At 61.1% G+C, this 15,582-nt stretch carries 16 protein-coding genes; 9 read left to right on the plus strand and 7 right to left on the minus strand.

The window, feature by feature from the left end:
* The 4 genes from CFI11_RS04205 to CFI11_RS04220 all read right to left on the minus strand — a co-directional run bounded on the left by CFI11_RS04205 (position 1) and on the right by CFI11_RS04220 (position 2,444).
* Positions 1 to 987 carry a sterol desaturase family protein gene (locus CFI11_RS04205; protein ID WP_130403367.1) on the minus strand — a complete coding sequence of 329 codons (987 nt, stop codon included), beginning with the start codon at positions 985 to 987 and terminating at the stop codon, positions 1 to 3.
* Positions 984 to 1,370, minus strand: coding sequence for a hypothetical protein (locus tag CFI11_RS04210; RefSeq protein WP_130403369.1), 387 nt, complete (start codon positions 1,368 to 1,370; stop codon positions 984 to 986). The genes CFI11_RS04205 and CFI11_RS04210 overlap by 4 nt, the downstream gene beginning before the upstream one ends.
* A gap of 69 nt (positions 1,371 to 1,439) precedes the next feature.
* Complete coding sequence (locus CFI11_RS04215) at positions 1,440 to 1,805, minus strand: hypothetical protein (protein WP_130403371.1); 366 nt, start codon at positions 1,803 to 1,805, stop codon at positions 1,440 to 1,442.
* A 72-nt stretch (positions 1,806 to 1,877) separates the two neighbouring features.
* Entirely contained in the window at positions 1,878 to 2,444 is a 567-nt protein-coding gene (locus CFI11_RS04220; RefSeq protein ID WP_130403373.1) for a TlpA disulfide reductase family protein, read from the minus strand.
* A 21-nt stretch (positions 2,445 to 2,465) separates the two neighbouring features.
* On the opposite strand from CFI11_RS04220, the gene argH reads away from it, so the two are divergent.
* The 5 genes from argH to CFI11_RS04250 all read left to right on the plus strand — a co-directional run bounded on the left by argH (position 2,466) and on the right by CFI11_RS04250 (position 9,594).
* Positions 2,466 to 3,857, plus strand: coding sequence for an argininosuccinate lyase (gene argH, locus CFI11_RS04225; protein ID WP_130403375.1), 1,392 nt, complete (start codon positions 2,466 to 2,468; stop codon positions 3,855 to 3,857).
* A 214-nt stretch (positions 3,858 to 4,071) separates the two neighbouring features.
* Complete coding sequence (locus CFI11_RS04235) at positions 4,072 to 4,389, plus strand: DUF2834 domain-containing protein (RefSeq protein ID WP_130403379.1); 318 nt, start codon at positions 4,072 to 4,074, stop codon at positions 4,387 to 4,389.
* A gap of 89 nt (positions 4,390 to 4,478) precedes the next feature.
* Positions 4,479 to 5,678, plus strand: coding sequence for a sugar-transfer associated ATP-grasp domain-containing protein (locus tag CFI11_RS04240; RefSeq protein WP_130403381.1), 1,200 nt, complete (start codon positions 4,479 to 4,481; stop codon positions 5,676 to 5,678).
* Positions 5,679 to 5,709: 31 nt separating this feature from the next.
* Entirely contained in the window at positions 5,710 to 6,975 is a 1,266-nt protein-coding gene (gene lysA, locus CFI11_RS04245) for a diaminopimelate decarboxylase (RefSeq protein ID WP_130403383.1), read from the plus strand.
* A gap of 33 nt (positions 6,976 to 7,008) precedes the next feature.
* Entirely contained in the window at positions 7,009 to 9,594 is a 2,586-nt protein-coding gene (locus CFI11_RS04250) for a TIGR02302 family protein (RefSeq protein WP_130403385.1), read from the plus strand.
* On the opposite strand, the gene CFI11_RS04255 is transcribed toward CFI11_RS04250, so the two are convergent.
* Positions 9,595 to 10,344 (minus strand): zinc-ribbon domain-containing protein, encoded by a 750-nt coding sequence (locus CFI11_RS04255; RefSeq protein WP_130403387.1) that lies wholly within the window; start codon positions 10,342 to 10,344, stop codon positions 9,595 to 9,597. It abuts the gene before it with no gap.
* Between the two features lie 172 nt (positions 10,345 to 10,516).
* On the opposite strand from CFI11_RS04255, the gene CFI11_RS04260 reads away from it, so the two are divergent.
* The 4 genes from CFI11_RS04260 to CFI11_RS04275 are packed head-to-tail and all read left to right on the plus strand — an operon-like array spanning position 10,517 to position 13,407.
* Entirely contained in the window at positions 10,517 to 11,194 is a 678-nt protein-coding gene (locus tag CFI11_RS04260) for a cell division ATP-binding protein FtsE (RefSeq protein WP_130403389.1), read from the plus strand.
* Positions 11,191 to 12,090 (plus strand): ABC transporter permease, encoded by a 900-nt coding sequence (locus tag CFI11_RS04265; protein ID WP_130403391.1) that lies wholly within the window; start codon positions 11,191 to 11,193, stop codon positions 12,088 to 12,090. The genes CFI11_RS04260 and CFI11_RS04265 overlap by 4 nt, the downstream gene beginning before the upstream one ends.
* Positions 12,090 to 12,827 (plus strand): 1-acyl-sn-glycerol-3-phosphate acyltransferase, encoded by a 738-nt coding sequence (locus CFI11_RS04270; protein ID WP_130409920.1) that lies wholly within the window; start codon positions 12,090 to 12,092, stop codon positions 12,825 to 12,827. Before CFI11_RS04265 ends, CFI11_RS04270 begins: the two co-directional genes overlap by 1 nt.
* Positions 12,805 to 13,407 carry a pyridoxamine 5'-phosphate oxidase family protein gene (locus tag CFI11_RS04275; RefSeq protein ID WP_130403393.1) on the plus strand — a complete coding sequence of 201 codons (603 nt, stop codon included), beginning with the start codon at positions 12,805 to 12,807 and terminating at the stop codon, positions 13,405 to 13,407. The genes CFI11_RS04270 and CFI11_RS04275 overlap by 23 nt, the downstream gene beginning before the upstream one ends.
* Before the next feature lie 10 nt (positions 13,408 to 13,417).
* On the opposite strand, the gene CFI11_RS04280 is transcribed toward CFI11_RS04275, so the two are convergent.
* Positions 13,418 to 13,924, minus strand: coding sequence for a fasciclin domain-containing protein (locus CFI11_RS04280; RefSeq protein WP_130403395.1), 507 nt, complete (start codon positions 13,922 to 13,924; stop codon positions 13,418 to 13,420).
* 216 nt (positions 13,925 to 14,140) lie between these two features.
* Positions 14,141 to 15,529 carry a dihydrolipoyl dehydrogenase gene (gene lpdA / locus CFI11_RS04285; RefSeq protein WP_130403397.1) on the minus strand — a complete coding sequence of 463 codons (1,389 nt, stop codon included), beginning with the start codon at positions 15,527 to 15,529 and terminating at the stop codon, positions 14,141 to 14,143.
* Positions 15,530 to 15,582 lie beyond the last annotated feature (53 nt).

Consider the following 15,582-nt stretch of genomic DNA (forward strand, 5'->3'; position numbering starts at 1 on the left):
CTAGCCGGGCTCTCTTTGCCCTGTGTCGGTGGCCATGTCGTGCGGGAAGAGGGCCTTGTCTTCAAATCCTGCCGTGCCGCGCGCCTCCGGGTGCCGTTTCAGGTAGTGTTGCTTGATCGTTTCGGACGTGTCGCGGCTGCCATCATGGGAATAGCCTGGCGGGCCAAAGGCATAGCCGAACCTTTGCCGCAGCGTGAGCCCGGGTTGGAAGACGTCGCGGAAGAGGCCAATCCATTCGTGGAATGCCACGCGGATCGGGTTAAAGGTACCGATGTTCTGGACAAGGCCGTAATCGGGTTTTTCGTCCTCGCGCTCGGGCACGAAGGTGCCAAAAAGCTTGTCCCAGATGATGAAGACGCCGGCATAATTCGCATCCAGATACCGGGCGTTTCGCCCGTGATGGACACGGTGGTGGCTAGGCGTGTTCATGATCGCTTCGAACCAGCGGGGCATCCGACCGATGGCTTCGGTATGGATCCAGAATTGGTAGATCAGGTTGAGCCCGCCGCAGAAGAGCACCATCGCGGGATGAAAGCCCAGAAGGATCAGAGGCGCGCGCATCACCATCATGAAGGTGAACGTCCCGGTCCAGGTCTGCCGCAAGGCGGTGGTCAGGTTGTAGTGCTGGGAGGAATGGTGGTTCACATGGCTGGCCCAGACCCAGCGGATGCGGTGGCCGAACCGATGCACCCAGTAATAGCGCAGGTCATCCAGAACGAAGCACAGCGCCACCACCCAGAGAGAGGCGCCCAGATCCAGCGGTGTGAGCGACCAGAGCCACATGAAAAAGCCCCAGGTGATGAAGCCCAGAAGGATCACCGACGTGACATTGCCAGCGCCCATGATCAGGGAGGTGACGGCATCGCGTGTCTCGTACCGTCCGCCCCGGCGCTTAATCACGATCCAGGCCAGTTCAATCGCGATGGCGGCGATGAAGAAGGGCACCGCCCATTGAACGACGTCGGGATAGCTGAGGATATCGGTCATGAAGCCTCGATCAGGGTTTTCCAGCGCGCCCTTTCCTCTTCATGCAGGCGCAGGGTCAGGGGCGGTGCGGTGTAGTCGTCAAAATCGACGCGCAGACCTTTGGGCCTGTCGGAGAGGCGAACGGAGGTGAGGCGGCGGGCGACCGTATCGGCCCCAAAAGACCATAGCAGCCCCCAGCCGGCGTCGCTGTGCACAAGGGCCGCATGACCAGAGCGGGCGACGTGCAAACTGTTTATGGCGTCGTCCGGGAAATGACGCAGCCAAGCGGCCCTGGCCGTAGCCGGGTCCAGCATTTTCGGAGCGCTCAGCCCCAGCAGATGCGCGGCAAGCGCAATGGCGGCAATGCCTCCGATCACAAGTGTCACGAGCAACTCAAGCGGCATGTCTCCCCTCCGCTGCAAAGTGCAGCAGGAGGCAGGTGCCGCTGTCAACCGTGGCGTTGCGTCGTGCGTCTACTTCATCTGACCGATAAAGGTTTCGCCCCGACCGCGGTCCCGTGTGCCGCGTATCCGAGTTCCATCCACTTCTACAAGCTGGCAATCCGTACCGGCGTCATTGCCCGCAACCGTAACCGAACGGCACCAGAAACCGTCACGCCAGGCCCAGGCCCCCGAGATCTTTGCACCATTGGATGTCACCGTGCCGCGAAGCTTTCCGTTTTTCAGGATTGTTACAGTGCTTGTGTCGGTCACCACCGTCTTGCCTGCGACAAGCGCCCGATAATCCGCTTCGGTCGTGACCCTTTTGAAATCGGCCAGGCCGACGGTTGGAGAAACTGCAATTGCCGCCGCGATTGCGGCTCTAACAAATTTAATCATATCAAATACCCATACTACTAACACCCATATTGAATCTCAAAACGGAACGAAAAGCCAAGAGAATTTTGCCGGTTAATGTGTTGATTGCGTTGTGAGCGCCGCGATGATCGCCTTGGCGCTGTCGGAGGCCCAGTCCGCATCACCCCGCAGACGTGCTATTTCCTCGCCGTCGGGGTTCAGGATGACGGTGATCGGAAGACCGAACACGCCCATCTCGCGCGCGATGGCCTGTTTGGGGTCCTGATGACGGGGCAGGTTGTCGATGCCGGTCTCCTCGAAGAATTTCACGATACCGGCGGGAGAGTTGCGACCGGTGGCGAGGGTCAGCACTTCGAAGGTGTCACCGCCGAATTCGGTCTGCAGCTCGGAGAGCATCGGCATTTCCTTGCGGCAGGGCGCGCACCATGTGGCCCAGAAGTTCAGGAGAACGTATTTGCCGCGATGATCGGCGAGGCTAGCCTCTCCGGCGCCATCGGCCAGGACATAGGCGGCGTCCGAGGTTTCCACCGGCGCGGGATGGATGACGAGTTTTTTCATGTCACCCTCACGCAAATCCGCGATGGCGGACATATCGGCGAGGGCGGCATTTGCACCAAACGTCAGGGCCGTATAGACGAGCGCGGCAAAGAACTTCTTCATTTCCCCTCCAAAGGGCAATCCATGACCGAAAAGACCCAGAACCAGATGTGGGGCGGCCGCTTTGCCGCCGGACCGGATGCGATCATGGAGGCAATTAACGCCTCGATCGGGTTCGACAAGCGCATGGCGGCACAGGATATCGCCGGTTCCAGGGCCCATGCCGCGATGCTGGCCGCGCAGGGCATCATCAGTGATAGCGACGCGGCGGCGATCCGGGAAGGCTTGCTCACGGTGTTGTCAGAGATAGAAGGCGGGACATTCGCGTTTTCGACCGCGCTGGAAGACATTCACATGAATGTCGAGGCAAGGTTGAAGGAGTTGATCGGGGAGCCTGCAGGGCGGCTGCACACCGCACGCAGCCGGAACGATCAGGTCGCCACGGATTTCAAGCTGTGGGTGCGGGATCAACTGGATGCGGCAGAGGGGGGCCTCGTCGCGCTCTTGCGTGCGCTCCTCGGCCAGGCTGAGGCGGGGGCTGACTGGGTCATGCCGGGCTTTACCCATCTGCAGACCGCCCAGCCGGTGACGTGGGGCCATCACATGATGGCCTATGTCGAGATGTTCGCCCGGGACCTCAGCCGGGTGCGGGACGCCCGCGCGCGGATGAACGAATCGCCCCTTGGGGCAGCGGCCCTGGCCGGGACGGGCTTTCCGATTGACCGGGATCTAACGGCGGAGGCACTGGGCTTTGACCGTCCATCCGCTAATTCGCTTGATGCTGTGAGCGACCGGGACTTCGCCCTGGAATTCCTGGGTGTGGCCAGCATCTGTGCCATGCATCTGTCCCGCTTCGCCGAGGAGCTTGTGATCTGGTCCTCTGCTCAGTTCCGCTTTGTCACCCTGTCTGATCGCTTCTCCACCGGGTCTTCGATCATGCCGCAGAAGAAAAACCCAGACGCCGCCGAGCTGATCCGGGCCAAGGTGGGTCGGATCATGGGGGCAAATGTGGGTCTGATGACGGTGATGAAGGGCCTGCCCCTGACCTATTCAAAGGACATGCAGGAAGACAAGGAACAAGTCTTTGACGCCGCCGACAATTGGATGCTGGCTCTTGCCGCGATGGAGGGCATGGTCCGCGATATGACCGCCAATCGCGACGCTCTGGCCGCGGCGGCCGGCAGCGGCTTTTCCACGGCGACCGATCTTGCCGACTGGCTGGTCCGGGAACTCGGTCTGCCCTTCCGGGACGCGCACCATATCACCGGCGCGCTGGTTGCAAAGGCCGAGGCAAAGGGATGTGACCTGCCTGATCTGAGCCTTGCCGACATGCAAGAGGTCAACCCCGACATTACCGACGGCGTCTTTGGTGTCCTTGGCGTTGAAAACTCGGTAAACTCGCGCATGTCGTATGGTGGAACCGCGCCTGCGCAAGTGCGTATGCAGATCGACCGCTGGAAAGAGAGGCTGACATGACACGGATTTGGACGAGCCTTGCCTTTGTTGCCCTGCTTGCAGCGTGCGGGGTGGATGGCGAGCCGCGACCCCCTGAGCCGAAGCAGACTGGAAACGTGCGTGTTTCAGGATCGGCTGCTGTTGGCGTGTCGGTGTCATCCAACGGGGTGCATCCCTCGGGCAGTGTCGGTCTGAGCAGAGGACCGGTGCACTTGAGCGTAGGGTTCTAAGAACAATGTCGCCTTTGCGAATGATCTATCTCGCCCTCGCAATCTGGGGGGCGATCCATCCGATGTATTATTTCATCTCCTGGTTCAATGCGAACGGCTACGACATCATGGCCATGGTCGATGCCTGGCACGTCAATGCCGCGACCAGCGGGCTGGTTTGGGATTTGACCATCGCGGCAGTGACACTGACCGTCTTTATCGTGGCCGAAGTCGCGGTAAGGCGGAACTGGATCGGCCTTTTGGCGATCCCCGCCACATTTTGCATCGGTGTGAGTTGTGGTCTGCCGCTCTATCTCTTCCTGCGGAGCAGACCCGTCGACTGAGCGCTGTTTTCTAAAATCGGAAACAATAGAGCCCAAATCTCGCCACTATTCTTGGATAAGCCCACCTGAAACATGTCCAGGAGGGGCCCATGACGCTGGCAGAGACAGACAGCAAAGCGCTACTTTCGGCGCCCAAATCCGCGCAAGCGCCGCAGAACTCGCAAATGGTGCGCGTGGCGCGCGACTACGGTGTCAGCCCGTTTCGGCAATTGCGTGACGCGTTTTCTCTGCGTTACGGCCCGCAAAAACTTGCGCTTGCGGAGTATTACAGCAGCGGTCTTTATGATCCGTCCCTGACGCCTGAGCGCAAGAAAGAGTATCTTGGCGTCACCGGAAGCTATCAGATCAATCTTCGTCTGTCGCCTTTGGACCTGACCAAGATGCGCGCCCTTCTCTGGGACAAGGTCATGTATACCGCGCTCTTGCAGCAGCTTGATCTTCCAACGACCAGGACGCAGGCCGTTGCCTCCCCCAACCGCTATTTCGGAGCGATCCCGGCCTTGCGCAACCCGGACGCGATACGCAGGTTCCTGCTGGAAAAGGCAAGCTATCCGATCTTCGGAAAACCGTGCGAGGGATATGGCAGCGTGGGGTCGGTTCTCATATCCGGCGCGGATGAAGACGGTGTGCATCTTGCCAACGGCAAACACATTCCGCTTGAACGCTTCTGCGTCGAGATTTTCGCGGACTACCCCGATGGCTATATTTTTCAGGACGTTATCCGACAGCATCCCGAGATCGAGGCGGTGACAGGACATGCGGTGGGCACCCTTCGCATGGTGACGATCCGGGGTGCGGATGACACGCCGCGCGTGCTTTACACCGTTTGGAAGATCCCGTCGCCGTCCGCGATGTCCGACAACTTCTGGCAAAAAGGCAGCATGGTTGCGGCGATTGATGGAGCGAGCGGAGAGGTCGGGCGCTGCCGGATCGGCACGGGCCTTGACGGGGCATGGATCGAACGGCACCCTGTGAGTGGGATTGAATTCGAGGGCCTTCGGATCCCGCATTGGGCGGCCATCAAGGATGCCGCGTTGAAAGGGCACGCTCTATTTCCTGAGTTTGGGATCGTCGGCTGGGATATCGCGATCGGTCAGGATGGCCCCATCCTGGTTGAGTGCAACGATAACCCCTATCATGTCCTCTGGCAGTTCGCCCATGGGCGCGGGTTCTGTAACGCCGAGATGATGTGTCATGTGGAAGAGGCCGGGTCCCGCTCTCAAGAGATGCTTGCGGCCAGGATCGCCACCCATCAAACGCGAGAGAAGGCGCGGCTTTCAAAGCATTGATCTGATCCGCATTCCCGGCTAAGCGCGCGATATGGATCACTTTCTGTATCGCGACGGCACCCTTTATGCCGAAGATGTCCCGGTGGCTGACATTGCAGCGGCGGTCGGCACGCCCTTTTACCTTTATTCCACCGCCACGCTCCTGCGGCACTATCGTCTGTTCGAGGACGCGCTGGCGGGGACGGAGCATCTGGTCTGCTACGCGATGAAGGCCGCAAGCAACCAGGCCATCCTCAAGACCCTGGCAGAGGCTGGTGCGGGTATGGATGTGGTTTCGGTCGGAGAGTATCTGCGCGCCCGGGCCGCTGGCGTTCCGGGGGGGCGGATCGTTTTTTCCGGGGTCGGCAAAACAGCCGATGAGATCCGTACCGCGCTTGAAGGCGGGATCCGTCAATTCAACGTCGAATCCGAACCGGAAATGCAGGTGCTAAGCGCCGTGGCCGAGAGCACGGGGACATCGGTTCCAATCACGATCCGGGTGAACCCAGACGTCGACGCCAAGACACATGCCAAGATTTCCACCGGCAAGTCCGAAAACAAGTTTGGCATCCCGATTGCGCGGGCCCGCGATGTCTATGCGCTGGCCGCGTCCCTGCCGGGGTTGGAGGTGATCGGGATCGACGTCCACATCGGCTCGCAACTGACGGATCTGGCCCCGTTTGAATTGGCATTTCAGAAAGTTGCGGAGCTGACGGAGGTCTTGCGGGCCGATGGACATGATATCCGCCGTCTCGATCTGGGGGGCGGCCTGGGAATTCCCTACACGCGCTCGAACGAAGCGCCGCCGCTGCCCTTGGAGTTTGGCGCGCTGATCAAGCGGACCGTGGGGCATCTGGGCTGCGAGATCGAGATTGAGCCCGGTCGACTGATCGCGGGCAATGCAGGCATCATGGTCAGCCGGGTCATTTATGTGAAATCCGGCGAGGATCGTGATTTCCTGATCCTTGACGGGGCCATGAACGACCTGATCCGACCCGCGATGTACGAGGCGTATCACGACATCGTTCCCGTCATCGAACCTGAGCCCGGAGCGGAACAATCCCCCTATGACATCGTGGGTCCGGTTTGCGAATCCGGGGACACCTTTGCCAAGGGTCGGCTGATGCCAAAGCTCTCCGCCGGGGATCTCGTGGCCTTTCGCAGCGCGGGTGCCTATGGCGCGGTGATGTCGAGTGAGTACAACACACGCCCCCTGATCCCCGAAGTTTTGGTGAAGGACGATCAATTCGCGGTTATCCGCGCACGTCCGACCTTTGACGAAATCATAAATCGCGATACCATCCCCGAGTGGCTATAACGTAATCCTGCGTCTGGCCCCCTGGAGACCGCGATGGCCCCTACGCCACAGTCTGGCACATACGCGAAGATCACGGGCTTGCGTCTGCCCCTCGCCCTGACACGTCTGGGCATGCTGGCAGAGCGGCTCTTGCGGTGTTTCTGGCCGCTTTTCACGGTGACGCTTCTGACGCTCGCGGCCCTGATGATGGGTTTGCACGACGTGCTGGCCGTCGAGGTGGTTTGGGGCGGCGCCGTCGTGGCTTTCGTCGGCCTCGCGGTTTCAGCGATCTGGGGCGGGCGCCGGTTTCGCTGGCCCAGGCGCATAGATGCACTGACACGGCTGGACGAGACGCTTCCGGGACGTCCCATACAGGCCTTGATGGACAGTCAGGCCATCGGGGCCGGGGACAGCGCATCGGCAGATGTGTGGAAAGCGCATCAAGACCGCATGGCGGCGCGCGCCGCCCAGGCGCGTCCAGCCGCTCCGAACCTGCGGCTGGCGTCACGCGATCCGTTCGCGGTCCGCTATGTCGCCGTTCTTGCTTTTGCCATCGCGCTGCTTTTCGGATCGATTCTGCGTGTCGGATCAGTAACAGATATGGCACCCGGCAGCGCCGTTGCCGCGATGGGACCATCCTGGGAAGGATGGATCGAACCGCCACGATACACGGGGCGCCCGACCGTCTATCTCAACGACGTTACCGGAGATGTTCTGCGCATTCCGGAGGGCAGCCGGATCACTTTGCGGTTTTACGGGGAAGTCGGTGACCTGACCTTGGCCGAAACCGTATCCGGACGTGCGGGTGAAGTCCCGTCCGCAGCCGATCCCGTTCAGGACTTTCTTGTCACACAGAATGGGGACCTGCGAATTGATGGGTCGGGCGGACGTAGCTGGTCGGTGGAACTGATCCCCGACAACGCACCTGAAGTGGCCGTTGTCGGCCAGCCCGAGGCGAGCGTGAACGGTGAAATGTCACTGCCCTTCGAGGCGCGCGACGATTACGGCATTGTGGCCGGCGAGGCGCGGATTGCGCTTGACCTTGACGCTATCGAGCGGTCCATGGGTCTTGCTGTCGAGCCCGAGCATCGGGAGCCGATTGTCGTTCCGCTGCCGATGCCAATCGCCGGCAATCGACAGGAATTCACCGAAACACTGATCGAGGACTTCTCACAACACCCCTGGGCGCACCTGCCTGTGACGATCACACTCAGCGCCGTGGACGCCGCGGACTTGAACGCAGAGGCGGATCCCTATTCGACGGATCTGCCGGCCCGCCGCTTTTTCGACCCGCTGGCCGGTGCAATCATCGAACAACGGCGTGACCTGCTCTGGTCTCGGGACAATGCCCAGCGTGTGGCGCAGGTCCTGCGCGCGATTTCGCACCGTCCGGACGATATCTTCAAATCCGAAACCGCCTATCTGCGCTTGCGGGTGACGCTTCGGCGCCTGGAGACGATGACGGATATCGGGTTGAGCCTGGAGGCGCGGGATGAAATCGCGCAAGCGCTCTGGGACCTTGCCATCGTCCTGGAAGAGGGCGATTTGGGTGATGCATTGGAGCGCCTGAGGCAAGCGCAGGAACGCTTGTCCGAAGCGATGCGAAACGGGGCCAGTGATCAGGAAATCGCCGAGCTCATGCAGGAGTTGCGCGAAGCGACAGACGATTATCTGCGTCAATTGTCCCGTCAGGCACAAAGGGAATCCGAAGGGAACGAGGACGGCCCGCAATTCTCTGAAAACATGATGCAGATGAACCAGGACGATCTGCAGCGCATGATGGATCGCATTCAGGAGCTGATGGAGCAGGGCCGGATGGCCGAAGCCCAGCAAGCGCTTGAAGAGCTGCAACAGTTGATGGAGAACATGCGCGTCACCCAGGGCGAGGGGCAACAAGGCCAGTCCGAAGGGCAGCGTGCCATGGAAGGTCTTGCAGAGACGCTGCGCGAACAACAGGGCTTGTCCGATCAGGCGTTCCGCGACCTTCAGGAGCAATTCAATCCCAATGCTCAGCAAGGCGAAAGTCAGGGCAATGAGGGCAGCAGCGGCGGGATGGGCCGCGGTACGGAGCATGACGGCCAAGGTCAGGGCCGGCAGCAAGGTCAGCAGCAGCAGGGTCAATCCGGACAAGGCGGCCAGCAATCAGGCGAGCAATCGCTGGCGGACCGTCAGCAAGCGCTTCGCAATGAATTGCAACGGCAGCAAGGCCAGCTTCCAGGCGCAGGCACGCCCGAAGGTGACGCCGCACGTGATGCGCTGGACCGGGCAGGGCGGGCCATGGACGGTGCCGAAGATGCATTGCGCCAGGACGATTTCGCGTCGGCCATCGACCAGCAGTCCGAAGCGATGGAGGCTTTGCGCGAAGGTATGCGGTCTTTGGGAGAGGCCATGGCGCAGCAGCAACAGAACCAGCAGGGCCAAGGCAGCGAGCAGAGCGGCCGACAGGCCCAAAACCGTGACCCGCTTGGCCGGGATAGTGGATCCAACGGCTCGCTCAGCACCGACGAAGGGCTTTTGCAGGGTGAAGATGTCTATCGCCGGGCCCGCGATCTTCTCGACGAGATACGCCGGCGGTCAGGAGAGGGTGAACGCCCGGATGTCGAACTGGACTATCTGCGCCGTCTGCTGGACCGGTTCTGATCAGTTGGCGATGATTGACCCGACTTGTGCATCCAGCCAGAACCTGCCCTGATCCACCAACGCGACGAATGAGCTGATCATCGGATCCGTCTGTGGTACCGCGCGCGCGATTGCCGGCGCGTTTGCGTAAACCAGAATAAGTGCGCCCACGATCAGGCAAGACACGACGAAGCCGCGTAGAAAACCGCCTCTCCGAGGTTCTTCATCCTCGTAGAGCGCGCTTTGATGCGATTTCAGTTCAGCGCGGTCGTCTGAGGATCGCAAGGACGAGTTGATTTCCTCGATATCCGGTAACAGCTCTCGCCGGGTGGCTGGCTCTGCTGCCGCTGCCGTCGAGGCCGCAGCGACCGTGGCAGACACAGCTGCCTCGACCGAGGGCGTCTCTTTTTGCTGCTCCGGCTGCTCTGCCGACATGGTTTCAAGACCCAGATCCGGCTGGCTCTCCAGCCCACCGCTCCGCTCGGCCTTGCGCAAAACCGTCTCGCGTTCTGCTTCTTCTTTCAGGATATCCGCAACCCCCGGGTCCAGTTGTCGGGGTTGTGGGGCTGGCGCTGTCTCGGGTTCCGCCTCCTCGGTGGGGTCGGCGTCGAGTGGAACATCGTCTGCCTGATCTTCCGCTGCGGCGTCTTCGGCGGAGGGCTGAAACCATGTCGTTCCGCAATTGGAGCATTGAACATCACGGCCTTCCTGCGGGATCACCTCATCGGGGACTTCGTATTGCGCCCCGCAATTTGGACAGGTCAGCCGCATCTTTCCGCTCCGTTCTGGCCCGCCAAAAGGGGGACCTCGCCTTCGTTTGAGCTTATTTGCTAATTGGTTACGGCAAAAGGTCCAAGAGAAATTGCTGCGTGACCGTTGCCGTGATGCATTGAAACTGTGCGGCATGTCGGGCAAAAGATGCCCGAAACGGGAAGGAAACCGCGTGATCGAGCTGGAGAATGTCGCCTATACGTATGGCGGGGGAGAGTTGCTGAGCGACATCTCGGTTCGCCTTGCGCCCGGCTCCTTTCATTTCCTGACCGGCCCGTCGGGCGCGGGGAAAACCACCCTTCTCAAACTGTGTTACGGCGCCCTTCTGGCGACCTCGGGGGCTGTGAAGGTGTTTGACACCGACATGCGCTATCTTGATCGCGATCAGATGGCGATGATGCGGCGGCGGATCGGGGTGGTGCATCAGGATTGCCGCTTTCTCGACCATCTGCCGGTGTCCGAAAACGTCGCGATGCCACTGATCTCTTCGGGTCGCGATCTCTCGCAGGAAATGGGAAACCTCAAAGAGCTTATGACGTGGGTCGGCCTGTCCAATCGAGCCGACGCCTTGCCGCCCGAATTGTCGGGTGGTGAGCGCCAGCGCGCGGCCCTGGCGCGTGCGGTCATCATGTCGCCCGACGTTGTGATCGCGGATGAACCGACCGGAAATGTGGATTGGGAGATGTCGCAGCGGTTGCTGCAATTGTTGGTCGAGCTGAACCGGATGGGCAAGACGGTGCTGATCGCCAGCCATGATCTTGCGCTGATCCGGGCCGCAAAGAGCCAGGTCCAGGCGCGTGTTCTTCGGATCGCCAACAGGCGCCTGCAATTGGCAGGAGCCGATTTATGACGCGCGCTGAAATTCTGCGGTTCCTTGCGGGGGACGCCCAGGCCGATCGCATCGTGCCGCCGTCCGGCTTTACGGCACAGCTGACACTGTTTGCTGCGGGCGCCATGGCTTTTCTGGCCGTCTTTGCACTGGCCCTGTCAATGGCGTCGGGCCGTCTGGCGGCGACATGGTCCGAAGAGCTGGCGCGCAGCGCCACCTTGCGGATCAGCGCGCCGGCCGAGCAGATGGCCGCCCAGACAGAGGCCGCGCTTAGGGTGCTGCGCCAGACGCCCGGCGTGGCCACGGCGCGGGCGCTGACAGCGGACGAGCAAGCGGCCTTGCTCGCGCCCTGGTTCGGGGCGGACCTGCCCATCGAAAGCCTTCCGGTTCCGCAGCTTATCGAGGTGATTGAGACGGCCGATGGCTATGATGCCGCCGGCCTGCGCATGCGTCTTTCGGCTGAAGTGCCAGGCGCCGTGCTCGACGATCACCAGCGTTGGAGGAAACCGCTGGTTGAGGCCGCGGGACGTTTAAGACTGTTGGGCTGGCTTTCTATTCTGCTCATCGCCTCCGCGACCGGCGCAATGATCACGCTCGCGGCCAATGCGGCCTTGGCCGCCAACGCCCAGGTGATCGAGGTGCTGCGGCTTGTGGGCGCGCGTGATGGCTATATCGCCCAGGCTTTCGTGCGCCGCTTCACCCTGCGCGCCCTGATTGGCGCTGCTGTTGGTACGGGCGTGGGTCTTGTCGGTATCATGCTTTTGCCTTCGGCCTCTGAGGAAGGCGGGCTTTTGACCGGGCTTGGGTTTCAGGGGGCCGGATGGCTGATGCCATTGCTGATCCCGGTGCTGGCGGCTGCCGTTGCCTTCCTTGCAACCGGCTATTCGGCCCGGCGGGCGCTACGAGATCTCGCGTGATGCAGACGGTCCGCTCTTTCATATTCGTTGTTCAGATTTACGTCGCCATGCTTGTCCTTGGCCTGGTTTTCGCGCCCTATGCTCTCTTCTCCCGCGAAGGGGCTTTTGCGGCCTGCAAGACCTATTGCCGCTGGGTGTTCTGGACCGCCCGTTGGATGGTCGGCATCCAGACCGAAGTTAGGGGCGCTGTGCCCACGGGCGAAGTGATGATCGCGGCCAAGCATCAGTCTTTTCTGGATATCATGCTGATCTTCAACGCCGCTCCGCGGGCGAAATTCATCATGAAGCGGGAAATCCTTTGGACGCCGATCATCGGGTTATACGCCAAGCGCCTGGGTTGCGTGCCGGTCGACCGTGGCAAGCGGGGTGCTGCGATCGCGAAGATGGTGCGCGATGTGGCGGCGGAATTTCAGGATCCGGGTCAGCTTATCATCTATTCCCAAGGGACGCGAGTCGCGCCAGGAGAGCGGAAACCCTATAAAGTCGGCACCGGCGTTCTTTATTCCGAGCTGGCGCAGCCCTGTGTGCCAGCGGCGACCAATGTGGGCCTGTTCTGGCCGAGGAAGGGGATCTTGCGCAAACCGGGCCTTGCCGTGGTAGAGTTCCTTGATCCCATCGCGCCGGGACTGGATCGCGACGCCTTCATGAGACGGCTTGAAGCGGAGGTCGAGGAACGGTCCGATGCGCTGATGCGCGAAGCAGGAGGAGAATCCGATCGACTACGTCAGCACGGTTGAAGAGCTTGAGGCGCTCTATGGACGTCCCGGTGCACCTGCGTTGCGCAAGGTCGCGACCTGCCTCACACCACTTTATCGCCAGTGGATCATGTCTTCGCGCCTTTGTGTGCTCAGCACCGTGGGCCCGGACGGAACTGATGGTAGCCCGCGTGGAGATGACGGCCCCGTCGTAACCGAACTGGATCCCCAGACGCTCGCGCTGCCGGATTGGCGTGGCAACAACCGGCTCGATAGTCTGCGCAACATCGTGGTGGATGGGCGTGTCTCGCTGATGTTTTTCGTGCCGGGATCGAACACTGTTGTGCGCCTGAACGGGACGGCCCGTCTGACAACCGATCCGCAGCTGCGGGGACGGTTCGAGAAAGCCAATCGCCTGCCCGCGACTGTGATCGTGATCCGCATCGGAGAGATCTACACCCAATGCGCCCGCGCCCTCATGCGGTCAAAGCTCTGGTCGCAAACGGAAACAGCGGACTTGCCAACTGTCGGCGAAATTCTTGGGGAAATGACGCAGGGAGAGGAAGGCGGCGCGCCATACGATGATGCATGGCACGCCCGCGCGTCAAAGACGATGTGGTAGTAAGCCCCGTTTAGGAGGGCAGCAGAACCTGGTCGATCGCGTGGATCACGCCGTTGGTTGCAATGATATCGGCGCTGATGACATTGGCGTCGTTTACCCTAACGCCGGACCCGAATTTGCCGACGATGCCATTCACATCGACGCTTTGACCCTGAACGGTTGCCACCTGCAGGCGTTGGCCCAGGATCTGATCGGATGTGATCGCGCCAGGCACCACGTGATAGGTCAGGATGTTCGCAAGCTGATCGCGGTTTTCAGGCAGCAGCAAAGACTCAAGCGTTCCTGCCGGCAAAGCATCGAACGCGGAATTGACGGGCGCGAACACGGTGAACGGTCCCGGACCTCTCAGGGTCTCCTCAAGACCTGCGGCCTGGATGGCGGCGACGAGTGTTGAGAAATCTGGAGAGCCTGCCGCGATATCGACAATATCGTTGCCTTCCTCCTGCTGCGCGCAAGCGGTCAGTGCCATCGCTGCAGCCGAAGCGCCCATCAGGGTCAAAACTGTTCGCCGTTCCATAGTGGTATCCTTTTTAAGACATGCCATTACGCGCTCAGCATGGCCGGGAAACCCCGGTGCCGCATAGCGCCTTATGGAAAACACCGGATTCTGCGGCAGAGTTCCGCCGGATCGGCAAAAAGGCGCAGACCAGATGCGGGGCAGGGCACGGTGGCCCCCCATACCCCTTTTATCCTGGCTGCTCTTGTTTGGAACGGATACCCTACGAGCGGAAGGCTAGCTGTGGATTGGCCCGTCGCCGCAGGCAAGTGCTGCTTCACGGACGGCCTCGGAATATGTCGGGTGCGCGTGGCAGGTCAAAGCAAGATCCTCGGCTGACGCTCCGAACTCCATTGCGACGCAGATCTCGTGCACCAGATCACCCGCCGCCGGACCAATGATGTGCGCCCCCAAGATGCGATCAGAGGTCTTGTCGGCAAGGATCTTGACGAAGCCGTCAGCGGCGAAATTGGCTTTCGCACGGCCATTGCCCATGAAGGAAAACTTGCCAACCTTGTAGGCGCGACCCTGTTCCTTCAGCGTCTCTTCGGTCTCGCCGACATTGGCGACTTCTGGATGGGTGTAGATTACGCCTGGGATGACGCCGTAATTGACATGGCCATGTTTGCCGGCAACCTGTTCGGCAGCGGCCATGCCTTCGTCCTCCGCCTTGTGGGCGAGCATCGGGCCCTCGATGCAATCCCCGATCGCGTAAATGCCGGGCACGTTGGTTTGCCAGTCGCTGCCGACCTTGATCTGCCCCCGCTGGGTCATCTCAACCCCAAGCCCGTCAAGGCCCAGCCCGTCGGTGTAAGGCTTGCGGCCCGTTGCAACGAGAACGACATCGGCGTCAAGCATATGCTCGCTCTCATCCTTGCGCAGTTTGTAATGGACTTTCGCTTTCGTCTTGGTGGCCTCGGTTTTCTGGACTGCGGCGCCCATGATGAACTCAAGCCCCTGTTTTTTCAGGATGCGCTGGAATGTCTTTTGCACCTCCGCGTCCATGCCGGGGGTGATGACATCGAGATATTCGATCACCGTCACTTCCGATCCCAACCGGGCATAGACGCTGCCCAGCTCAAGGCCGATGACGCCCGCGCCGATCACGACCATTTTCTTGGGCACCTTTCCCAGCTCCAGCGCGCCTGTGGAGGTGACGACGACTTTCTCGTCAACCTCGACACCCGGAAGGCTCGCCGCTTCGGAACCGCTGGCAACGATGATGTTCTTGGCGGTATGAACCTCATCGCCCACCTTGACCTTTCCGGCCTCGGGGATAGACCCCCAGCCCTTGATCCAGTCGATCTTGTTCTTCTTGAACAGAAACTCGATGCCCTTTGTGTTCTGCCCGATGGTGTCTTCCTTGTAGGCAAGCATCTGTTTCCAGTCGACGGAGGGGCTTTTGCCCTTCAGCCCCATGGCGGCGAAATTGTGCTCGGCCTCGTGCAGCATGTGGGAGGCGTGGAGCAGGGCCTTCGACGGGATACAGCCCACGTTCAGGCAGGTGCCGCCCAGCGTCTCACGCCCCTCGACGCAGGCGGTTTTCAGGCCAAGCTGCGCGCAGCGGATCGCGCAGACATAGCCGCCGGGTCCCGAGCCGATGATGATGACGTCGTAGTTAGCCATGGGGGGTCTCCTGTGAGAAAGTCGGGGTGACCTGCATGCGCCCTTGGCGCAGC

The sequence above is a fragment of the Thalassococcus sp. S3 genome (genome assembly GCF_004216475.1).
Taxonomy (GTDB): Bacteria; Pseudomonadota; Alphaproteobacteria; order Rhodobacterales; family Rhodobacteraceae.